The sequence below is a fragment of the Micromonospora sp. NPDC004704 genome (assembly GCF_053601675.1).
In genome coordinates this window covers 58,229-79,621 of sequence record NZ_JBSGCD010000031.1, presented here as the reverse complement: position 1 = coordinate 79,621, position 21,393 = coordinate 58,229, and the positions used below count along the sequence as shown (strand labels likewise).

The following is a 21,393-nucleotide window of genomic DNA, read 5'->3' as shown; positions in this document are numbered from 1 at the left end:
ACCGGCCGTTTCAGTCCAGATATCGGCGGAAACCCGCGGCGATCTGCCGGAACCCGCACGACTCGTAGAAGACGTGCGCCTCGTCCCGCGTCAGGCGCGAGAGCAACTGGACCTTGTAACAGTTGACCAACCGGGCCCGGTCGACCGCCGCCGCGAGCAACTCCCGGCCGACCCCCAGACGGCGTACGGACGCGCCGACCACGACGTTCTCCACCAGCATGAACGGCCGGCCGCCGCGGGTCAGGTTCGGCAGCACCGTGCAGTCGAGCGTGCCGGCGGGCGCCCCGTCCACCTCGGCGAGCAGGACCGTACGCCCGGACTGTGCGGTGATCTCCCGCCAGATCGACCCGGCCCGATCGGGCGGGAGCGGGGTGTCGTTCGGATGCAGTTCCCCGTACAGGGCCAGCAGTGCGGGGAGATCCGCCTGCACGGCCTCCCGAATGGTGATCGTCATCCGCCCACTCTTGCACCGGACGAGCGGTCGTCGGGTACCCGTCCGGTGCGAGAGCGTCTTCGGGAAGGGCGGGTGGATCAGCGGAACGCGTCGATGTTGCGGGCGGCCCAGTCGGCGAAGGAGCGGGGCTTTCGGGCGAGGATCTGCTCGACGGCCGGGCTGACCTGCTGCTCGGCGGGTGTGGGCTCGCCGAGGATGGCGAGGGTGCCGTCCACGACCGGCTTGGGCATGAACCGCAGCATCTGGGCCCGCGCCTCGTCCCGGCTTTGTTCGACGAACCGTACGGGCGTACCGAGCGCGTCACCGATCGCCCGAGCCCGCTCGCGGGACGAGACCGCCGCCGGACCGGTCAGCTCGTACGTCCGACCGGCGTGGCGGCGGTCGCGCAGCACCACGGCCGCGACCTCGGCGATGTCGGCCGGGTCGATGGTCGGCAGGCCCACGTCGCCGAACGGGGCGGCCACCGTCCGCCGTTCCCGGATCCCGTCGGCCCAGGCGAACGCGTTGGAGTCGAAGCCGCCCGGTCGCAGGACGGCCCAGTCCAGCCCCGACTGCCGCAGCGCGTCCTCGATCCGCAGCAGCGGCGCATGGGACACGGACGCCGGTCGGGTGCCGGCGGCCTGGGAGGACTGCAGGACCACGCGACGCACCCCGCCCGCCTTCGCGACGTCGAGGATCTTGTACGGGTCGAGGTGCGCCCCGGCGCCGGAGACGAGGAGGTACAGCGCGTCGGCCCCGTCGAGCACCGGTCGGAGGGTTTCCGGTTCGGCCAGGTCGGCCGCTCGGTGACGTACCCCGGAGGGTGTGGCCGGATCGGCAGGACCCCGCGAGACTGCCGTCACCTGCTCACCGGCCGCGCTCAGTGCCGCTACGAGTGGTCGGCCGACGTTTCCGGTCGCTCCCGCTACCACGATCATGAACAGCTCCCAGTCTTCCCCGTTCGGGTGCCGACACCACCGGTGGGCGGCGCCGGATCAGCGGCGAAGACCCAGGTCATCGCCGTGACCCAGCGAAGCTAACAGCCCAGGTATAGTAGGTACCTACAGGAAAGTGACTACCCTGGGGGAATCCAATGAGTGGCTCCGGCGACGCACGGCCCGGCATGGGCGGCGACGTCACCCGCCCGGACGCGGCGAGCGATCCCGAGCTGGCCTGCCCGATCGGGCCCGTGGTCGACATCGTCTTCAGTCGCTGGACCACGCCGATCCTCTGGACCCTCAACGAGCACGGCCGGCAGCGGTTCGTGGAGCTGGAACGCCGGATCGCCACCATCACCCCGAAGGTCCTCACCCAGCGGCTGCGGCAACTGGAACGCGACGGTCTCGTGGTGCGGACGTACCACCCGGAGATTCCGCCCCGGGTGGAGTACGAGATCAGCGAACTCGGGCGCAGCCTGGCCCCGCTGTTCCACACCCTCGCCCAGTGGTCCGACGCGAACCTGGGCCGGGTCGAGCAGGCCCGGACCGCCTACGACGGCACGGATCGGCTCCCCGCCCGCAGATCCTGAGCGGAGCACAGGCGGCGCTGAACACCTCTCACCCGGCTGATGACCGGGGCCCGAACGCGAAATGACACTCCGGATCGGCACGATCCTCGGTGGACGGACCGACCGGACCCCGTGCCCGGCCCGCCTATCATCGACCCGTGTCCGGTGACCCGCCGCCCGCAGTGGAGCCGTCCGGGACCGGCGCGCCCCCGGAGCCGGCCGGACCCGCGAGGGCCGGACACTTCGTGGTCTGGGGCGACAATCCGCTCGCCCGCCGACTGGTCGCCGAGCTGATGGACACCTACCACGCGCCGGTAACGGTGATCCTCGGATCCATGTCCGCCGGCCAGGCGCCGGACATCGCCGGGCTCCGCCCGGAGAACGGCGACCCGGCGCTGCGCCCGGTTGTCGTCGTCGCGCCCCGGCTCAGCCAGGAGGTGCTCCGGCACGCCGGGGTGGAGCATGCCGCCGCACTCGCGCTGGTCGGACGGGACGACATCGACAACGTCGACGCGGCGATGATGGCCCGCGAGGTCAGCCCGACCGTCCGGATCGTGGTCCGGATCTTCAACCCGGTGCTCGGTGAGGGCGTCGCGGCGATGCTCGGCGACTGTGAGGTGCTGTCCGGGTCGGAGATCGCCGCGCCGGCCTTCGTCGCCGCCGCACTCGGCGACGACACCCCACGGTACGTCCGGCTGCCCGACGAGTTGCTGATGGCGGTGAACCGGGACCGGGTCGCCGATCCGGACGACATCCTCTGCGGGCTGGCGGTCACCGGCGGGCAGGCCGGACCGGTGACCCTGCCGGAGCGGGACAGCGACGCGGACCTCGTACTCGCGCGGATCACCGGTCCCCGACCTCGGCCGGTCAAGCGGCGTCGGCGGCGCCCGCTGCGGACCACCCGGCTGCTGCTCGATCGCAAGCTGCGACTCGCCCTCGGCTCGGTGGCCGGGCTGCTGCTCGTCGGGACAGGCACCCTCACCGTGCTGCGCGACCTGAGTTTCTGGCAGGCCGCCTACCTGACCGCGGTCACCGCTCTCGGCGGGGCCGACGCCGACCTCACCGGGTCGGCCGGGGAGCAGGTCGTCCAGCTCGTCCTCGTCCTCGCCGGGGTGGCGCTGATCCCGACCGTCACCGTGCTGCTGGTCGGGCTGGTGGTGAACGTCCGGCTGGCGCTCGCGGCCGGCGTACTCACCGAGCCGATTTCCGGTCACGTGGTGGTGGTCGGGCTGGGCAACATCGGTACCAGGGTGGTCGAGGAGTTGCACGCCCTCGGGATCGGTGTGGTCGCCATCGACCGGACCGCCGACGCCCGAGGCGTGCAGGTCGCACGGGACCTCGACATCCCGGTGCTGATCCGGAACGCGAACAGCGCCGAGACGCTGCGGGCGGCGTCGGTACAGACCTGCCGGGCGCTGGTGGTGCTCTGCGCCGACGACGTGACGAACCTGGAGACCGCGCTGCTGGCGCGCTCCGTACACCGGGCGGACCAGGACCGGGGCGGACCGGTGGCGGACCCGCGACCGCCGCTGCGGGTGGTGCTGCGGCTGTTCGACGAGGAGTTCGCCGGTCGGATCCGGCGGTCGTTCGGGATCAACATCTCGCGCAGCGTCTCCTACCTGGCCGCGCCGGCCTTCGCCGCGGCGTTGCTCGGCCGCGAGGTGATCGACACGGTCTCGGTCGGGCGGCGGGTTCTGCTGGTCGCCGAGATACCGGTTGGCGCCGGGTCGGCGCTCGAGGGCGAGTTCTGCCCCGAGGTCAGCCGGCCGCACGAGGTACGGCTGATCGCGGTCCGGACCGGACGGGTCGGGCAGACCCTCTGGTCGCTGCCGGACCGACGACCCCTGGTCCGCACCGACCGCCTGCTGGTGGTCGCCACCAGGGCCGGGCTGGCCGCACTGCTCACCCGGACCGCCGCCTCGGCCAACCCGCCCCCGCTGGTCGAGCCGAAACCACTGCCGCTGCTCGCCCGGCGCCCGGACCGACCGGCCTGAGCGGGAGATCCGGCGACCGATCGGCCTGAGCGGACATTCCGCTGGAATGACCCGGATTCCGGCAAGCCGGGGTTCACCGGCCGGTCAGCCGTCGTTACCTGGTCACCCCGCGTTAACGTACTGTCCGCTGCCGCGCCTTCCGGCTACCTGAGGCTGGGTCCGCCCCATGCACCCGGAGGTGGACAGCGGTGGCCCTGCTCAGCTTGATCGTTCCGGTGTACCAGGTCGAGGAGTACCTCGCGGAGTGCCTCGACTCCCTGCTCGACCAGTCGTTCACCGACTTCGAGGTTATCGCGGTCGACGACGCCTCACCGGACGGCTCCGCCGAGATCCTCGCCCGCTACGCGGCCCTGGACAGCCGGATCAGGGTGGTCACCCTGCCCCGCAACGTGGGACTCGGCGCGGCCCGCAACACCGGCCTGCGGCAGGCCACCGGCACCTACGTCTGGTGCGTGGACAGCGACGACTGGCTGCCGCCGGGCACCCTGCAGGCGGTCGCCGACCGGCTCGCCCAGACCACACCCGACCTGCTCGTCACCGGGTACGCCCGGGTCTACTGGGACGGCCGGGTCGAGGACCACCCGGTCAGCGCCGTGCACGGCGGGCGACCGGTGCCGGAGACCTTCACCTTCGCCGAGGTCCCGGGCCTGCTCAACCACCTCTGGATCGCCTGCAACAAGGTCATCCGGCGGGAGTTCCTGGTACGGACCGGCATCACCTTCGGCCCCGGCTGGTACGAGGACGTCGCATTCATCCTGCCGCTGATGCTCGCCTCGGGACGGATCAGCCTGCTCGACCGGGACTGTTACGCGTACCGGCAGCGGCAGCAGGGGGCGATCACCCGTACGGTGAGCGAGCGTCACCTCGAGGTGTTCGACCAGTGGGACCGGGTCTTCGAGTACATGGACTCCCGCCCCGGCGACTTCACCACCCTGCGCCCGGTGATCTTCCAGCGGATGATCTGGCACTGCCTCCAGGTCCTCGGACACGCGAGCCGGGTGCCCGGAGGAATGCGCCGTACGTTCTTCGCCCGGATCACCGCGCAGTACCGCCGGCACCTGCCTGCCGGCGGTGCACCGGTGGCGGCCGGCAACGACGGGTTGAAGCAGCGCCTGGTCGCGATCGGCGCGTACCAACTGTTCGAGCTGCTCATGACGGCGTGGCAGGTACGGCAACGGTTGACCGGACGGCGCCCGCAGGCGGGTTCTCCCGCGCCGCGTAGAGTGGTTCGACGGTCACCGATCAAAACAGGATGAGGCATGCCGAAAGCCACAACTGAGTCGCGGGGCGCCAACGCAGGCGGTACGTGGAGACTGGTCAACGGTCCACCGCCGGTGCTCAGCGAGCGGTTGGGCCGCCTCGTCGGCCTGCGGACGCTGAGGATCCCCGGCTCCCGTGGGGTGCTGGTCCTCGCCGGGACGCTGGACCGGTTGCGCGATCTCCTGACCGAGTACCCCGAGACGCTGACCCCGACCAGCCGAGCCCGGATCGTCGTCGCCTACTGGCGCTCGCCGCGCAGCGGCTGGTCCGGCCGGATCGGCCCGCTGGACCACCTGGTCCGGCAGCGGGTGGCCCTACCCCGGCTGGGACGCGGCCCTGCCACCGTCCGGGTCCGGCTGCGCAAACCCGTCCCGCTGCGCGACATCGTGCGCGCCTCGGTGGAGGCGTTCGGCCCGGCCCGACCGCTGCCCGCACCGGTGAGCGCGAGCCTGACCAGCCAGGGCGGGCTGCCGGCGTACCTGCCCGGGCAGCTCGGCGCGGCCGTGGTGGCCGGCGAGTTGCCGCTGAGCACCGACATCCGGGCACATGACGTGGTGCTGCGCGACCCGAGGGTGGCGCAGCCGGGCGAGCCGGCCGAGGACCACCCGTACGCGGTGGCGGTGCCGACCGGTCGGCACGACGTTCAGGGCCCCGACGGCGGGACGGTGGTCCTGGTGGACGCCCGTCGGATCAACCCGAGGGGGCGGCGGGCCAGTTCGTATCAGCCCGAGGCGGCAACCCTTCGGCTCGAACTGGAAGCGCGCGGGCGGGCCCGACGGGCGCGCAGCGAGGCCGACCGGCACCCGCTGGGCGGTGCCGGCCTGGACGCGGCGACCCTGGCCACCCTGCGACTGGTCAAGGGGGTGGACTGCCCGCCGTTGACCGACGAGCGGCCGGTCGACACCGCCGCGCTGCTGGTCCAGCTGGCGATGACCGGGGCGCTGCTGCGCGTTCCGGAGTTGCCGCCACGGGTCGCCGGGCTGATCCAGCCCGAGCTGCGGGAACTGCTGACCACGCCACTGCCGACCGGTGACCCGCTGGCCCTGGAGTCGCGCAGCGTACGGCAGCGCCGGGCCGCCCTGCGCGGTCACGCCGCCGGTTTCGCGCTCCCTCGGGTGACCGCCGACGCCCTGCCCGAGTTGCGGCGCCCGCCGTCGGTCAGCGCGATCCTGGCCACCCGCCGGGCGGAGATGCTGGCCGGTGCGGTCAAGGCGATCATCGACCAGACCTATCCCGAGCTGGAGCTCATCCTCTGCCTGCACGGCATCGAACTGCCGGCCGAGGTGGCGACCATGCTCGCCGAGTCCGGCCGCCCGTACGAGATCGTGCCGGTGTCGGGCAGCACCGGGTTCGGTGCGGCGCTCGGCGAGGCGACCCGGCGGGCCCGGGGCAGCCTGGTGACCAAGTTCGACGACGACGACAGCTACGGCATCGAGCACGTCTGGGACCTGGTGCTGGCCCGGCACTACTCCGGGGCGACGCTGGTCGGCAAGGGCACCGAGTTCGTCTTCCTGGAGACCCTCGGCGTCACCGTACGGCGTCCGTCCGGGGTGCCGGAGTCCACCGGGGAGATGGTGGCCGGCGGGACCATGCTGCTGGCCAGGGGTGATCTCGAAGCCGTCGGCGGCTGGCGACCGGTGCCGAGGTCGGTCGACTACGGGGTGATCGAGCGGCTCCGGCGCGACGGCGCGGTGATCTACCGGACCCACCCGTTCGGGTACGTCTACCACCGGCGCGAGTCCGGCCACACCTGGGATCCGGGGCAGCAGTACTTCCTCGACACCGCGTTCGCCCGCTGGCCGGGGATCCCGGTCGAGGCGTTCGCCGACCCGGAACCGGCGGGGGCGCCGTCCGGTGTACCGCAGGGGGAGTCCGCCCCGAGCACCGACACTGTCCACACCGGAGCATGACGGTCGCCACCCGCTGAGACACGGCAGGGGCCAACGGTGGCAGGGCGTGCCACCGTTGGCCGACGGCACTCAGTCCGTGCCGGGGGAGTCGAGGTCGCGGGCGAGTACGTCGGCCACCGTCTCGGCCCGTACCAGCAGCCGGGTCCGGCCGTTGTTGACCGCCACCAGCGGCGGCCGGGGCACCAGGTTGTAGTTCGAGGCCAGGCTGAGCTGGTACGCCCCGGAGCAGGGCACCGCCAGCAGGTCGCCGGGACGCAGGTCGCCCGGCAGCGGCGCGTCGCGTACGAGCACGTCCCCGGGCTCGTCGTGGCGTCCGACGATGGTGGTCCGCTGGTCCTGGGCGCGGCTGAGCCGGCCGAGCAGGACGGCGGTGTACCGGGCGCCGTAGAGGGCCGGGCGGGGATTGTCGCTCAGCCCGCCGTCGACCGCGACGAGCTGGTGCCCGTCCGGGTCACGGCGTACGGCGAGCACCCGGTACAGCGCCACGCCGGCTCGCGCCACGATGGCCCGACCGGGCGCCACCGCCAGGCGCGGTACGGGCAGGTCGTGCTCGTCGCAGGCGACCCGGAGCACCTTGCGGGCGCGGGAGGCGAACGCGTCGAGGGCGAACTGCCCCTCGGCGTCGGTGCCGGGTACGGCGTGCCCACCCCCGATGTTGATCTCGGTGAGCTGGGTGCCGTGCCGCTGCGCCAGGGTCGCCATGGTCGCCACCAGGTGGTGGATCGCCCGTTCGTAGCCGCCGAACCGGGAGGTCTGCGAGCCCAGGAAGAAGTCGAGCCCGACCAGCTCCAGCATCGGCTGGTCGGTGATCCGGCGAACCATCTCGTCCAGGCTGGTGCCGGCCGCCGGCACCCCGAACCGGTCCGCGACCGGTGCCGCGGGCAGCATCGACATCGTCTCGACCCGGCCGGTGTCCCAGTCGGGAAGCACCCGCAGCAGCACCCGTTGCCGGCGGCGCAGCAGCGCGGCCAGGCGTGGTATCTCCGAACCGGACTCGATCACGATGGTGCCGACGCCGTAGTCCAGCGCGGCGGACAGGTCGGTGGGGCTCTTGGCGTCGCCCTGGAGCACGATCCGGTCGGCCGGGAAACCGACGGCGGCGGCGGTGGCGAGCTGCCCGGCCGAGTGCACGCCCAGCGACAGTCCCTCGTCGGCGATCCACCGCAGTACGCCCCGGCAGGTCAGCGCCTTCGCCGCGTACACGACGTTGGCGGGGCCGAACGCGCCCGCGTACTCCCGGCAGCGCCGGCGTACGTCCGCCTCGTCCAGGACGTACGCCGGGGTGCCGAACCGTTCGGCGAGCTCGCCGAGATGCACCTCCCCGACCGAGATCTCGCCGTGCTCGTCGCGGTGGGCCATCGAGGGCCACACGTCGCCGTGCAGGTGGGCGGGGAGTGACGTACGCAGCGAGGGGATGAGTTCGGCCAGGGTCATGACGGTTCGCCTTCGGGGTCGGCGGTGGCCTGCTCGGCAATGTCGAGCGGGCGCAGGAGCAGGTGGGTGACGGTTTCCGAGGCCCCGCCGCGCAGCCGCAGGTCGGCAACGGCGGTGTTCAACTCGGGCAGCCCGGCGCAGGACAGCCGCACCATGAGGTCGATGTCGGCGGCGACCCACCACGCGGCGACCACCCGGGGGTCGGTGCGCAGGTGTCGGGCGAACCGGCCACCGTCGGTGCTGGCGGCCAGCCGTACGCAGACCAGTGCCTCGATCCGGGTCGGCGTCCGGGTGAGCAGGTCCGCCGGTCGTGGCCGTGCGGTCCCGCCGCCATCGGTGGTCGCGGTACGGCGGGGCAGGGTCGGGCTGTGCATGTGCCGATCGTGGCGCTCCGGCGGGGTCGGGTCGCGGATCTTCACGCGTTCACCACGCCCGGCCCGGTGATCCCGACGCCTTCTTGACGCGGGTGTGGTGGCGGCGTCAGCGCCGGGGCCGGCGGCGTAGTGATCACGTCAAGACCGGTGCCGGCCGCCGTCCCGCCGTGCTTGTGTTGATCACAGGTGCCCTGCGGGCGGTTCGCCCGTGCGGCGTACCCGGTGAGCGTCCTCCGCCAATCCCCCCGGCGGTCGGCTCGCCGGGTACGCCGCCCCGGGCGCCGTGGTTGATCCAGCGAAACAGTTCAGAGAGGTCGGACGGCTCAGAGAGGCAGTGGACGCCGGGCACCGTTGCCGGCGTCCACCAGGTACATCCGTGCCTCGTGCAGGTCGAAGTAGAGACCGACCAGGGTGAGCTGGTCCGCGTCGAGCCGCCTTCGGACACTCGGATAGGTCTGGAGGTTGGCGAGCTGCTGGGCGACGTTGGCCAGGGCCTGGCGTTCCAGCACGGCCGGATCGTGGGGCGGGCCGGCCGCGTCCCGGGGCGGTGGCACCCCGGGCCCACGCCGGTCGTCGCGTCGCCCACCGAGGCGTACGTGGCTGAGCCAGGAGCCGAGGTGCGACTCCCGAGCCACCCCGCCCTGGAGGACCGCGCGCATCGCCCCGCAGTCGGAGTGCCCGCAGACGGTGATGGTGGAGACCTGCAGGACGTCGGTCGCGTACTCGATCGCGGCGCCGACGCTGTGGTCGCCGGGGGTGCCGTGCCGGGGCACGATGTTGCCGATGTTGCGCAGGCAGAACAGGTCGCCCGGCCCGCTCGCGGTGACCAGGTTGGGCACGAGGCGGGAGTCGGCGCAGGTGATGAAGAGTTCGTCGGGGCGTTGCCCGTCCCGGGCCAGTTCGGTCAGGTAGGGCCGGACCAGCGGGGCGACCCGGCGCTGGAACTCCCGTACGCCCACCAGCATGTTGCCGCCGATCTCGCCGGTGGCGGGGGGTTCGGACGACACGGCCGGGTTCCCGGTCTCGGGGCGGGCGGCTGGTGGCGCCCCGGCCTGCCAGTGCGACCAGGGGGCGAGCCAGCGCGGCAGCCGCTCCGGCAGGCTCTTGCGGTTGCCGAGGCGGTCGCGTACCGCCCGGTCGAACCAGCCGTCCAGCGACTCCTCCACCCGTACCTGACCGCCGTTGCGCTCGTAGCCGGCCCGCCACTGCTGGATCACCCCGAAGGCGGCGTGGTCGAGGAAGTCCAGGCGCAGTTCCAGGTGGACCCGGGCACCGGGCGGTAGCCGGCGCAGTTCCTGGTTGAGCCGTCCGGCGCCGAGGAAGAGCAGGGTGCCGGTGATCTGCACGAGCCAGTCGTCGGCACCCCGCCGGTCGACGTCGATGCGCCAGTGGGTGAGCCGGTACAGCGCCGAGACCAGGGCCACCGCCATCCCGAGCAGTACGCCGGTGACCAGGTCGAGGAAGACGACTCCGGCCACGGTGACCGCGTACGCGGGGAACTCCCGGTGCCGCATCAGGTCGCGTACGTGGGCCACGCTGATCAGTCGTAGCCCGACGATCACCAGGACTCCGGCGAGGGCGGACATCGGGATCAGCTCCAGCACGCTGGCCAGGAGCAGCGCGAAGACGGCGATCCACAGTCCGTGCATGATCGCCGAGGCGCGGGTACGGGCACCGGCCTCCACGTTCGCCGAGCTGCGGACGATCACGCCGGTGACCGGCAACCCGCCGAGTGCCCCGGAGGCGGAGTTCGCCACCCCCTGGGCGATCAGTTCGCGGTCGAGCCTGGCCCGTGGGCCGTCGTGCAGCCGGTCTACGGCGACCGCCGAGAGCAGGGATTCCACGCTGGCGACCACGGCGAGCAGGAACACCCCGGAGAGCACGTCGGTCAGCGGAGCGTCCGGCCATCGGGGCAGCGTCAGGTAGCTGAGTGGATCGTCGGGCAGGGCGACCCGGGTGAGATCGAGCCCCAGGCCGGTGGCCATCGCGGTGGCCACGGCGATGGCGACCAGCGGCGCGGGCAGGTACGACACCCGGACCAGCCGGGGCCAGACGAGCAGTACGGCGACCGTGACCACGCCCACCAGCACCGCGGCGTCGTGGTAGCCGACGAGCTGGGACGGTAGCTCGCGGAGGTTCTCCCAGACCGAGCGCTGCGGTGCGCCGCCGAGCACGACGTGGAGTTGACTGAGGGCGATCACGATCCCGATGCCGGCGAGCATGCCGTGCACCACCGCGGGGGAGAGCATCAGCGCGGCCCGGCCGAACCGGCTGAGGCCGAGGACGATCTGGACCAGGCCGGCGAGGGTGACCATGGCGGCGGTGGCCATCCAGCCGTGGCGGAGCACGAGGTCCGCCACGATCACCGAGAGCCCGGCGGCCGGACCGCTGACCAGCAGTGGAGCGCCCCCGAGGGCGCCGACCACGATTCCGCCGACCACCGCGGCGATGATGCCGGCGAGCAGTGGTGCGCCGGAGGCCGCCGCGATGCCCAGGGAGAGCGGGACCGCGACGAGGAAGACCACGAACGACGCGGGCAGGTCGTGGCGGAGCAGGGTCCGCCGGAACCGGGTTGCTCGGTTCGATGGTGATGGATCCGGCACGGGCGTGGGGGCTGTGCTTGGAGACTGTCCCGTATCCACCATTTTATCCTCCGGGTCGTGACAAGGCTCGGACAGGATGATGACAACAATAAGAACTAATGCCATGTAAGGGTGTTCATGCCGCTCATCGGGCACACTACCGTCTGATGTTGATCCATAACACCCCGCTATTTCTGTTGGGTAGGTGGAGATCAAAGGCCAATGACCTGGGCAAGGTCCGCCAGAATCGATCATCTAATGTGGACCGCTCGGTCCGCCGTGGGGGAGTCGGGGCGAGGTCCAGGACGCCGAACCACGTTCCACTCACTGATATCTGGTGGATCATCGACACGTGTACGCCCGTACCCGGCGCGACGGTGCGCGTGGGCACGCTCCACACCCGACACGAGGTGCCGAACTTCGCTCCGGCGCGTTCCTTCCACCCACTGCGTCCCGTACGGCATAGTCGGTGCCGCGGGGGAACGGATGCGTACGCCACAGCCCGCCGTCGAGGCCGGTGCAACGTGTACCGCGGTTGGGCGGCTGCCCGGCGGCGCGGGTGGGAGGATTCCGGTTGCCGCAGCGCCGCATCATCGGCTTCGTCACGCTGACCGCCGCCCTCGGGCTGGGTGTCTTCCTGCTCCCCGCCGCGGCGGCGATGCTCTGGGGCACCATCGGCGCGGCCAGCGTGACCGCCGTGGCGTACGGCATCCGCCGGCACCGGCCCGCGCGACCCGCGCCGTGGCTACTGCTCGGGTCCGGCCTGGCGGTCCTGGCCGCCGGTGACGTCGCGTACGCGGTCGCCGCGACCTCCTCCGGGCAGGTCGCCACCCTGCTCGCCGACGGTCTGTACGTGGCCCTGTTCCCGTTGCTCACCGCTGCCCTGGTGCAGCTCACCCGCAGCAGCGCGGTCATCCGTGACCGCTCCGGCCTGACCGACCTGCTCGCGGTGGTGCTCGCCGTCGGACTGGTCGGCTGGACCCAGGTGGTGGCACCGGCGCTGCCCGGCACCGAACTCTCCCGGGTCGAGCAGTGTGTGCTGGTCAGTCACGTACTCGGCGCTCTGCTCGTGCTGGTGGTGATGGTGCGGCTGGCGGTCGCGGCGCCGCGCAACGTGGCGGTCCTACTGCTCGCCGTGGGAGCGGCCGGGCTGCTCGCCGCGGACACCGCCTACGCCGTCGCCGAGCTCGGCTCGGGGTGGCGGCCCGGTGGGCCGGCAGAGCTGGGTTGGTTGGTCCACTACCTCGCCTGGGGTGCCGCGGCGCTGCACCCCTCGATGACCCGGCTGACCGCGCGGGTCGACGTGCCGCCGGACGAGACCGCCGGGACCCGGGTCGGCCTGGTCGCACTGGCCGGTCTGACCGCTGCGGTGGTTCTGTTCGCCGAGGCGGTCGCCGGTGCGGTCCTCGACGGAGTGGTGATCGCCGTGGTGGCCGGGCTCAGCACGGTCCTGGTGGTGACCCGTGTGGTCGACGCCCGCAACAAGCACCGGCACGCCGTACGCCGGGAGCGGCACCTGCGGGAGACCTGCACCAGCCTGGTCGGCGCGACCGGTAGTGCCCAGGTCGGGGAGGCGCTGCGGGTGATGGTCGCGCAGATGATGCCGGCCGGCACCCCGCACCGTCTCGTCTTCGCGCTGTACCGGCCGCCGGGCAGGCGGACCGACGACATCGACTTCGTCTGGTCGCCGAGGGTGGATCTGGACCAGCCGCTGCCGACGAACAACACCCGGCGGCGCAGCCTGCTGCTCGAGACCCGGCTGCTGCCCGCCGTGCTGGTCGAGCCGCTGGGCGGTCTGCCGGCCACCATCGTGGCATCGCTGACCCCCGGTGCCGAGCCGGTGGTCGGTCGCGCGGGCGCAGCCCTCCTGGTGGCCGCCGACCGGGACACCCTCGCCGCCTCGCGGGACGTGATCGAGGTGGCCGCCGGTCAGGCCACGCTCGCCCTGCAACGGCTGGCGGTGACCGGCGCGGCCCACCGGCAGGACCGGGACCGGTATCTGGACCTGGTGGCCGGCAACACCAACGACGGTGTTCTGATCGTCGGCGACGACGACCGGGTGAACTACGCCAACCCGGCGCTCTGGCGGATCCTCGGCATCGAGTCGCAGGCGTTCGCCACCTGGCGGGACATCATCCACCCGGACGACCACGACCAGGTGGACCGCGCCCTGGGCGGCGTACGCGCGGACGACGACCCGGCCGGGACGGTCGTGCAGTGGACCCTGCGCCGGGCCGACCGCAGCCGGGTCCTGGTCGAGGTGAAATGCCGGCCGTTGCGGGCGGAGCCCGGCCCGCCTGGTGTGTCGATCACCCTGCGTGACGTCACCGACGAGCGTCGGCGGGAGTGGGACCTGCTCCGGCGCCGGTTGGAGACCACCGCGCCGGGGCTGAACCGGCGCAGCCTGCGGCGCCGCTTCCGCTGAAGCTGCCCGCCGCGACTCTCGGCGCAGGCCCGCGGGTAGCGGAGAAACGATCGGCCCGCCGGTGCCGTGAGATCACGACACCGGCGGGCCGTCGAGGTCAGGACGCCGATTCGGTACGGGCGCCGGCCCACTGCGTGTGGAAGGAACCCTCCCGGTCGACCCGCTGGTACGTGTGCGCGCCGAAGTTGTCCCGCAGGCCCTGGATCAGGGCGGCGGGCAGCCGTCCCCGGCGCAGCCCGTCGAAGTACGCCAGCGACGAGGAGAACGCCGGGGTGGGGATGCCGACCTCGGTGGCGTACCGGACCACCCGGCGCCAACTCTCGATGGCCTCCGACACCACGTCCGCGAAGTACGGTGCCACCAGGAGCGTGGGCAGTTCGGGGTCGGCGTCGTAGGCCTCCCGGATCCGGTTCAGGAACCGGGCCCGGATGATGCACCCGCCCCGCCAGATGGTGGCCATCGCGCCCCGGTCGATGTTCCAGCCGAACTCGTCGCTGCCGGCCTGGATGTGGTCGAAGCCCTGCGCGTACGCGACGACCTTCGAGGCGTAGAGCGCCTTGCGGACGTCCTCCACGAACGCGTCCCGGTCACCGATGCTCGCCTTGCCACCGGCGTCGGCGAACCGTTCACGGGCGGCGGCCCGCTGGTCGGCGTGCCCGGACAGCGAGCGGGCGAAGGTCGCCTCGGCGATACCCGTGATCGGCACGCCCAGGTCCAGCGCGCTCTGTACGGTCCACCGCCCGGTGCCCTTCTGCTCCGCCTGGTCGAGCACCACGTCGACGAAGGGCTTGCCGGTGGCGGCGTCGGTGTGACCGAGCACGTCGGCGGTGATCTCGATGAGGAAGGACTCCAGGTCCCCCTCGTTCCAGGTGCGGAAGACCTCGGCGAGTTCACCCGGTGACGCGGACAACCCGTCCCGGAGCAGGTCGTACGCCTCCGCGATGAGCTGCATGTCGGCGTACTCGATGCCGTTGTGGACCATCTTCACGAAGTGCCCGGCACCGTCCGGTCCGACGTGGGTGCAGCACGACACGCCGTCGACCTGCGCGGCGATCGACTCGAAGATCGGTCCGAGCTTGGCGTACGCCTCCACCGAACCGCCGGGCATGATGCTCGGGCCGAGCAGCGCGCCCTCCTCGCCGCCGGAGACACCGGTGCCGACGAAGTGCAGCCCGTGCGCCTTCAGCGTCTCCTCCCGGCGCCGGGTGTCGGCGAAGTGGGCGTTGCCGGCGTCGATGACGATGTCGTCGGTCTCGAGCAGCGGGATCAGCTCCTCGATGACCGCGTCGGTCGGGCCGCCGGCCTTCACCATCACGATGACCGCACGCGGGCGGGACAGCGACGACACGAAGTCGGCCATCGACTCGGCCGGCACGAACTCGCCCTCGTCGCCGTGCTCGGCGATCAGGCTCCGCGTACGGTCGGCGGAGCGGTTGTGCACCGCCACCGGATAGCCGTGGCGGGCCAGGTTGCGGGCGAGGTTGCGCCCCATCACGCCGAGTCCGGTGACCCCGATCTGGGCGCTGCCCGCCGCTGGCTTTCCGAACGCTTCCTGTTCCGCCATGTTCTCTCCCTCGGTCCGACGTCGGTGACCATGCTGCCAGCGTTTCTCCGTACGGGCTGCCGGCCCAGGTATGTGATCTTCCTCTATGCAGGTCCGGCTCGACCGCTCACCGGTGGCCGTCCCGATTGGTGGGCGGCACCGGCCGGGACCCGTGCGGGCCGGCCAGCAGGCTCCACCCGATCGAGGCGACGATGGTCGCCACGATCACGGTCAGGGTCAGCCAGATCGGCAGCTTTCCGACCGGGGTCTCGGCGAGGATGAGCTTCACCCCGGCGAAGGCGAGCAGCACGGCCAGACCGTAGTGCAGGCGACTGAACCGGCGCAGCAGGCCGGCGAGGCAGAAATACAGCGCCCGCAGGCCGAGAATGGCGAACGCGTTCGCCGACCAGAGCACGAACGTGTCGGTGGTGATGGCCAGGATCGCGGCGATCGAGTCGACCGCGAAAATCAGATCACTGGCCTCGATCGCGACCAGCACCACAAAAAGCAGCGTGACCCGACGCCGACCGTCGTGCCGGGTGACGAACCGGCTGCCGTGGTAGCTGGCATCGGTGGGCAGAATCCGGCGAACCAGGCGGACCACCGGATTCCGTTCGGGCTGGATCTTCCGATCGTGCCTGAACCCCATCTGATAGCCGGTGTAGATCAGAAACGCGCCGAATATGTACGCGGTCCAGAAGAACGTACGGAGCAGTTCGGCGCCGGCGAAGATGAATGCCAGCCGGAAGCCGAGCGCGCCGATGACCCCCCAGAACAGGACTTTGTGCTGGTAAGCGGCAGGTACCGCGAAATACGTGAAGATCAGCGCGAAGACGAAAACGTTGTCGATGGAGAGCGTCTTCTCGATCAGGTAGCTGGCGAAGTACGCGGTGCCGGACCGGGATCCCTGCCACCACCACAGCAGTACGCCGAACGCGACACCGGCACCGACCCAGATCCCGCTCCAGATCGCCGCCTCGCGCAGGCCGACGACGTGGTTGTCCCGGTGCAGCAGCAGGTCCACCGCAAGCATGATCACGATGACGACCGCCAGCGCCGGCCAGGCCCAGGCCGGAACGGCGGCGGTCACCGGGGCCGCCGCGTCGTCGTCACCGGCCACACATACCCGGCCGGTGCGCGTTTATCAGTGGCACCCGGTTTGTCGGTGACGGCCGGGGGCGAACGCCCGGCCGGCGGACCGGCACAATAGCGGGCAGTCGGCGTGAGGGAGGGCGTGTGCGCATCCTGTTGGTCGAGGACGACAGCCGGGTCGCCGCGGCGATGGCCTCGGCGCTGACCCGCCGTGGGTTCGACATCGAACAGGCGGCCACGGCGGCGGCGGCGCTGGCGGCGGCCCCGTGCGACCTGGTCCTGCTCGACCTCACCCTGCCCGACGGCGACGGGGTGGAGGTGTGCCGGACACTGCGCCAGCGCAGCCCCCAGATCGGGATCATCGCGGTCACCGCCCGGGGCGAGGAGCGCGACCGGGTGCTCGGGTTGCGCGTGGGCGCGGACGACTACGTGGTCAAGCCGTTCTCGATGGCGGAACTGCACGCCCGGATCGAGGCGGTGCTGCGCCGGGGCGCGTACACGGCCCCGGAGCGTACGGTCATCGAGGCCGGCCGGATCCGGATCGACGTGACCGCCCGGTCGGCCGAGATCGACGGGGTGCCGGTGGCGCTCACCCGCAAGGAGTTCGACATCCTGATGTCGCTGGCCCGCCAGCCCGGACTGGTGGTGCCCCGCGACCGGATCCTGCTCGACGTCTGGCAGACCACCTGGACCGGCCGGCACACCGTGGAGGTGCACGTCGGCTCGTTGCGCGCCAAGCTCGGTGACCCCGGCCTGGTCGAGACCGTCCGGGGCGTCGGCTACCGGCTCCGGGTCGGGTAACCGGGAGGTGCCGTGCGTCGCCGTCTGGTCTTCAGCTACCTGCTGTTGATGGTCCTGGTGCTGGTCGCGCTGGAGATCCCGCTCGCCTTCACCCTGGCCTCCGCGGAGACCGACCGGGTCCGGGCCGACCGGCTCGCCGACGCGACCCGGTTCTCGTCCCTGTCCGGACCGGCCCTGCGCGGCGGGGCGACCGGAGGGGTGAGCGCGGAACTGGACCGGTACGCGGAGCTGTACGGCCTGCACGCCGCACTCGTCGACCGGGACCGTACGGTGGTCATCCGTACCCCGCAGTACCGCCCGGACGCGCAACTGGTGGAGTCCGCCACCCGGGCGTCGCTGGCCGGACAGCAGTCCGCCGCGCCGGGGCTGGTCTGGCCCTGGGGTGACGAGCCGCTGGTCGTCTCGGTGCCGGTGAGCGAGAGCGGCGAGGTGCTCGGCACGGTGATCATTTCCTCGCCGACGTCCCGGATCGGCCGCACCACGCTCACCTGGTGGCTGGCGCTCGCCGCGATCGGCGCGCTCGCCCTGCTCGCCTGCGTACTCACCGCGTTCCGGCTGGCCGGCTGGGTGCTGCGGCCGGTCACCGTACTCGACGCGGTGACCCACGAGATCGCCGCCGGGGACCGGGCCGCCCGGGCACCGCATCGGGTCGGGCCACCGGAACTGCGCCGCCTGGCGGCCAGCTTCAACGACATGGCCGACGCGCTCTCCGACGCGATGGAACGGCAGCGGGCGTTCGTCGCGCACGCCAGTCACCAGTTGCGCAATCCGCTCACCGCGCTGCGGCTGCGGGTGGAGGAACTCGGGCCGAGCGTCACCGACGAGGACGGCCGGACCGAGCACCGGCTCGCCCTGGAGGAGAGCGACCGGCTGGCCCAGGTGCTCGACGGCCTGCTCACCCTGGCCCGTGCCGAGCGGGGCGCGGACAAGATGGTGGTGGTGGACGCGGCCGCGGTGGCGGTGTCGCGGGTGACGGCCTGGCTGCCGTTGGCCCGGCGCCGGTCCATCGAACTCACCGTCAACACACCGAGCGCCCCCGCGTACGCGAGCGCCGCGCCGACCGCCCTGGACCAGTCCCTCGACGCGTTGATCGACAACGCGGTCAAGTTCACCGACGACGGCGGACGGGTCGACGTGTCGGTGTACCGGCTGGACGGCGGGGTGGCGATCCACGTCCGCGACAACGGTCGGGGGATGACCTCGGAGCAGCTCAAACACGCCACCGAACGGTTCTGGCGGGCGGCGGACGCGCAGAACATCTCCGGCGCGGGTCTGGGCCTGACCATCGTCGCGGTGCTGGTGGACGTCTCCGGGGGGCGGCTCACCATGCGGCAGGCGATCCCGCGCGGGCTGGACGCGGCGCTCTGGTTCCGTACGCCGGACGACCCGGCGTAGGCGCGGGTCAGGGTTTGCTGGCGCGGTAGTACTCGGCGGCACCAGGGTGCAGGGGCAGGGGCGCGGTGGCGATCGCGGACTGGATGCTCATCCGTCCCGCCGCCGGATGGGCCCGCCCCAGCTCGATCCGCCGTTCCATCAGCAACCGGGTCAACTCGTACACCAGGTGTTGCGGCAGGTCGGCCGAGACGACCAGGTAGTTGGGGTCGGCGACGGTGGTGACCGGCGGCAGCCCGTACACGGAGGTGGGGATGTCGCGGTTGACGTAGACCTGGCTGTAGTCCCGGCGCAGCGGTTCGGTCCACTCGCCCAGGTCGACGATCCGGGCGGGTGTCCGCCGGACGAGCTCGGCCACCGCCTGGACCGGCAGGCCGCCGGAGAAGATGAAACCGTCTATCTCACCGCTTTCCAGTGCGGAGACCGAGGCGTCCAACCCCAGCCGCCGGGTGTCCACCGAACCGGGGGTCAGGCCGGCGACGTCCAGTAGCCGGTTGGCGGTGATCTCCGTACCGGACCCGGGCGCGCCGACCGAGACGGTGCGCCCGCGCAGGTCGGCCAACCGGCGGATGGGCCGGTCGGCGCGGACCACCAGGTGCAGGAGGTCGTCGTAGAGCCGGGCCACCCCGAGGACGGCGGGGGAGGCGCCGGCCGTCGCGGGCAGGGTGTCCGCCTGGGTGAAGCCCAGTTCGGCGCCGCCTTGGGAGACCAGCTCGACGTTCTCCGCCGAGGCAGCGGTGACCACCACGCTCGCCCGTACGCCCGGGATCTCCCGGTTGATGATCGTCACCAGCGACTGGCCGAACGCGTAGTAGACCGCGGTGGGGCTACCGGTGGCGATCCGGATCAGCACCGGCTTCTCGGGCGCGTCCGCGCAGCCGGCCGCGAGCACCGTCAGGATGGCGGCGCAGACAGCGGAAACGGCCCGCCGGGCCGAGCGTGGAGACCCGTCCGGGGGCGGCGGGGTGAGGGGCACGGGTCGTAATCTCCGGCGGAAGTAGGGGTCGCCGCGGCAAGTCTGGCCCACCCGGATCCGTCGTGCATACCGACCGAACGGTCAACCCGCCGCCCTACACCGCGAGGTCGAACTGCTCACCCGAGCGCACCGCGCCCAGCAGGCGTTCGGTGTCCGGCCCGACGTCCACGCTGATCAGGAAGCAGCCGGACCGGCGGCGCAGGGCGGCTCGGGCGTCGAGGAGTTGCGCGCCCCGGATGAGCATGGCGGCGAGGTCGTGGTCGGCGACCCGTACGCCGAGGATGTTCTTGTGCAGGTGGCGTCCGGCGGCGGTGAGCACCGAGCGCCAGACGGCCCCGGCGAGCCGGGGGCGCCAGAGTTGGCGGGCGCTCGATCCGCCGCTGACGGTCGGGTCGAGGATCGCCGCGCGGCCCTGGCTCCAGGCCGCCGTCATCAACGCCCCGTATCCGGCCCGATCATCGTGCGGCAGGTAGAGCCGGTGCAGTTGGTAGCGTCGGCGCAGCCCGGCGACGGTTGCCTCCCGGGTCACCGGCAGGTCCAGGCGACCGAGCAGGTACGCCATCCGGTGCGCGGCGATCTGCTGGTTGAACTCGGCCACCAGCACCCCGTGTACGCCGTGCGTTCCCGCCGGACGGGCCTGCGGGGTGGTGCCGATGGGGGTGCAGCGGACGAGAGCCGCGACCTCCAGTGCCTCGACCAGATCCGGCCAATCGAGCCACGGCGGGTTGACGCTGTCGCGGATCGAGGTTGTCGAACCGAGCTGGGTTATCGTCGCCATCGACTCGCTCCCCGCAGGACCTGGGCCGGTTTCCAACAGCGTGGATCGGCCGGTCACCACGGGAAAGCCCACGGCGGGAGTCTTGAGCGAATCTTGCGCGTCCGGATGGTGTCACCCGGTGGGTCGCCCCGGCCGGCCGGGGCGGGGCCGGATTCCGACCTCGTCCTCGGCCGCTCGGGACGCGATTAATCGCCGCCGTACGAGCTCAATGACTCTGGTACGCGCGCACCACCTCGGCCGGTATCCGGCCCCGTTCGGAAACGTCGTATCCGTTCTTGGTGGCCCATTCGCGTATGGCGCGGTTCTGATCGCGATCGGTCCGGGTCGTGCCTCGTGCGCCACGGCGACCTGCGCCCCGGCCCTCGACGGCGTTACGGCCCATTCGACTGCCCGCGGCGATGAAGCCGTCCAGTGCCTTACGCAGCTTGCCCGCGTTCTTCTCGGACAGGTCAATGGTGTAGTTGACCCCGTCGAGACCGAACTCGACGGTGCGGTCGGCCTTACCACCGTCCAGGTCGTCGGTGAGTACGGTGATTACCTGCTTGGCCATCTCGGCGCCCCCATGGGCAATTGATAGGTGAGTACATTGTGACTCCCAGAGTTTCGCTCATCGTCGAACGCTTTGCAACGTATTCGCCATTATTTCGTCGCGTCGGTGCATTTCTGCCCGACCCGAGCGGGGATCCGATGCCGACGGACAACCGAGAGAAACGCGGTCGGGGAGGGCGTGCCAGGATGGGCGCATGATCGCGAGTGGACGGACCCGGGACGGGGTCGGAGCTGGCGGTCCACCGCTGCCGGCGACCGGAAGCGGGGTGACGAGGGATGGGCGATTCCAAATGACTTTTCGGACATTTACCGAAAAGCTGCCCGTCCGAGATGCCTGCGGTCG

Annotated in this window: 17 protein-coding genes; 7 read left to right on the top strand and 10 right to left on the bottom strand. The window is 71.9% G+C overall.

Features of this window, described 5'->3' with window-relative positions; all coding sequences use genetic code 11:
- Window positions 1-10: 10 nt before the first annotated feature.
- The gene (locus ACWEFB_RS30250) at window positions 11-454 is read right to left on the bottom strand and encodes an N-acetyltransferase family protein (protein WP_452290904.1); all 444 of its coding nucleotides are present in this window, start codon (window positions 452-454) and stop codon (window positions 11-13) included.
- Window positions 455-531: 77 nt separating this feature from the next.
- Complete coding sequence (locus tag ACWEFB_RS30245) at window positions 532-1,371, bottom strand: NAD(P)H-binding protein (RefSeq protein WP_452290902.1); 840 nt, start codon at window positions 1,369-1,371, stop codon at window positions 532-534.
- A gap of 155 nt (window positions 1,372-1,526) precedes the next feature.
- On the opposite strand from ACWEFB_RS30245, the gene ACWEFB_RS30240 reads away from it, so the two are divergent.
- From ACWEFB_RS30240 to ACWEFB_RS30225, 4 genes are all read left to right on the top strand, one after another.
- Complete coding sequence (locus tag ACWEFB_RS30240) at window positions 1,527-1,961, top strand: winged helix-turn-helix transcriptional regulator (RefSeq protein WP_452290900.1); 435 nt, start codon at window positions 1,527-1,529, stop codon at window positions 1,959-1,961.
- A 137-nt stretch (window positions 1,962-2,098) separates the two neighbouring features.
- On the top strand, window positions 2,099-3,934 hold the full coding sequence (locus ACWEFB_RS30235) for an NAD-binding protein (protein ID WP_452290898.1): 1,836 nt from the start codon (window positions 2,099-2,101) through the stop codon (window positions 3,932-3,934).
- Window positions 3,935-4,122: 188 nt separating this feature from the next.
- Window positions 4,123-5,190, top strand: a complete 1,068-nt coding sequence (locus tag ACWEFB_RS30230; RefSeq protein WP_452290896.1) for a glycosyltransferase family 2 protein — start codon at window positions 4,123-4,125, stop codon at window positions 5,188-5,190.
- Between the two features lie 3 nt (window positions 5,191-5,193).
- Window positions 5,194-7,104 carry a glycosyltransferase gene (locus ACWEFB_RS30225; RefSeq protein ID WP_452290894.1) on the top strand — a complete coding sequence of 637 codons (1,911 nt, stop codon included), beginning with the start codon at window positions 5,194-5,196 and terminating at the stop codon, window positions 7,102-7,104.
- A 69-nt stretch (window positions 7,105-7,173) separates the two neighbouring features.
- On the opposite strand, the gene lysA is transcribed toward ACWEFB_RS30225, so the two are convergent.
- The 3 genes from lysA to ACWEFB_RS30210 form a co-directional block, all read right to left on the bottom strand.
- Window positions 7,174-8,538, bottom strand: coding sequence for a diaminopimelate decarboxylase (gene lysA, locus ACWEFB_RS30220; protein ID WP_452290892.1), 1,365 nt, complete (start codon window positions 8,536-8,538; stop codon window positions 7,174-7,176).
- Window positions 8,535-8,957 (bottom strand): Lrp/AsnC ligand binding domain-containing protein, encoded by a 423-nt coding sequence (locus ACWEFB_RS30215; protein WP_452290890.1) that lies wholly within the window; start codon window positions 8,955-8,957, stop codon window positions 8,535-8,537. Before ACWEFB_RS30215 ends, lysA begins: the two co-directional genes overlap by 4 nt.
- Before the next feature lie 278 nt (window positions 8,958-9,235).
- On the bottom strand, window positions 9,236-11,515 hold the full coding sequence (locus ACWEFB_RS30210; RefSeq protein ID WP_452290888.1) for a SulP family inorganic anion transporter: 2,280 nt from the start codon (window positions 11,513-11,515) through the stop codon (window positions 9,236-9,238).
- A 553-nt stretch (window positions 11,516-12,068) separates the two neighbouring features.
- On the opposite strand from ACWEFB_RS30210, the gene ACWEFB_RS30205 reads away from it, so the two are divergent.
- Window positions 12,069-13,919: a PAS domain S-box protein gene (locus ACWEFB_RS30205; RefSeq protein WP_452290886.1), complete on the top strand. Its 1,851-nt coding sequence runs from the start codon at window positions 12,069-12,071 to the stop codon at window positions 13,917-13,919.
- A gap of 97 nt (window positions 13,920-14,016) precedes the next feature.
- On the opposite strand, the gene gndA is transcribed toward ACWEFB_RS30205, so the two are convergent.
- Both gndA and ACWEFB_RS30195 read right to left on the bottom strand, forming a co-directional pair.
- Window positions 14,017-15,483, bottom strand: coding sequence for an NADP-dependent phosphogluconate dehydrogenase (gndA, locus tag ACWEFB_RS30200; RefSeq protein ID WP_452290884.1), 1,467 nt, complete (start codon window positions 15,481-15,483; stop codon window positions 14,017-14,019).
- 106 nt (window positions 15,484-15,589) lie between these two features.
- Window positions 15,590-16,552 (bottom strand): TerC family protein, encoded by a 963-nt coding sequence (locus ACWEFB_RS30195; protein ID WP_452290926.1) that lies wholly within the window; start codon window positions 16,550-16,552, stop codon window positions 15,590-15,592.
- Window positions 16,553-16,698: 146 nt separating this feature from the next.
- Between ACWEFB_RS30195 and ACWEFB_RS30190 the strand changes: the two genes are divergently transcribed.
- Window positions 16,699-17,355: a response regulator transcription factor gene (locus ACWEFB_RS30190; protein ID WP_326558768.1), complete on the top strand. Its 657-nt coding sequence runs from the start codon at window positions 16,699-16,701 to the stop codon at window positions 17,353-17,355.
- 12 nt (window positions 17,356-17,367) lie between these two features.
- Window positions 17,368-18,750 carry an ATP-binding protein gene (locus tag ACWEFB_RS30185; RefSeq protein WP_452290881.1) on the top strand — a complete coding sequence of 461 codons (1,383 nt, stop codon included), beginning with the start codon at window positions 17,368-17,370 and terminating at the stop codon, window positions 18,748-18,750.
- A gap of 7 nt (window positions 18,751-18,757) precedes the next feature.
- Here ACWEFB_RS30185 and ACWEFB_RS30180 read toward each other — a convergent pair whose 3' ends face one another.
- From ACWEFB_RS30180 to ACWEFB_RS30170, 3 genes are all read right to left on the bottom strand, one after another.
- Window positions 18,758-19,723: a TAXI family TRAP transporter solute-binding subunit gene (locus ACWEFB_RS30180; RefSeq protein ID WP_452290879.1), complete on the bottom strand. Its 966-nt coding sequence runs from the start codon at window positions 19,721-19,723 to the stop codon at window positions 18,758-18,760.
- 94 nt (window positions 19,724-19,817) lie between these two features.
- Window positions 19,818-20,501: a hypothetical protein gene (locus ACWEFB_RS30175; RefSeq protein ID WP_452290877.1), complete on the bottom strand. Its 684-nt coding sequence runs from the start codon at window positions 20,499-20,501 to the stop codon at window positions 19,818-19,820.
- A gap of 205 nt (window positions 20,502-20,706) precedes the next feature.
- Window positions 20,707-21,051, bottom strand: coding sequence for a histone-like nucleoid-structuring protein Lsr2 (locus tag ACWEFB_RS30170; protein ID WP_326558764.1), 345 nt, complete (start codon window positions 21,049-21,051; stop codon window positions 20,707-20,709).
- Window positions 21,052-21,393: the final 342 nt, after the last annotated feature.

Excerpts from the sequence above, each read along its gene's own strand:
- ACWEFB_RS30250 (WP_452290904.1), bottom strand. The coding sequence starts at position 454 with ATGACGATCACCATTCGGGAGGCCGTGCAGGCGGATCTCCCCGCACTG.
- ACWEFB_RS30245 (WP_452290902.1), bottom strand. The coding sequence starts at position 1,371 with ATGATCGTGGTAGCGGGAGCGACCGGAAACGTCGGCCGACCACTCGTA.
- ACWEFB_RS30240 (WP_452290900.1), top strand. The coding sequence starts at position 1,527 with ATGAGTGGCTCCGGCGACGCACGGCCCGGCATGGGCGGCGACGTCACC.
- ACWEFB_RS30225 (WP_452290894.1), top strand. The coding sequence starts at position 5,194 with ATGCCGAAAGCCACAACTGAGTCGCGGGGCGCCAACGCAGGCGGTACG.
- lysA (WP_452290892.1), bottom strand. The coding sequence starts at position 8,538 with ATGACCCTGGCCGAACTCATCCCCTCGCTGCGTACGTCACTCCCCGCC.
- gndA (WP_452290884.1), bottom strand. The coding sequence starts at position 15,483 with ATGGCGGAACAGGAAGCGTTCGGAAAGCCAGCGGCGGGCAGCGCCCAG.
- ACWEFB_RS30175 (WP_452290877.1), bottom strand. The coding sequence starts at position 20,501 with ATGGCGACGATAACCCAGCTCGGTTCGACAACCTCGATCCGCGACAGC.
- ACWEFB_RS30170 (WP_326558764.1), bottom strand. The coding sequence starts at position 21,051 with ATGGCCAAGCAGGTAATCACCGTACTCACCGACGACCTGGACGGTGGT.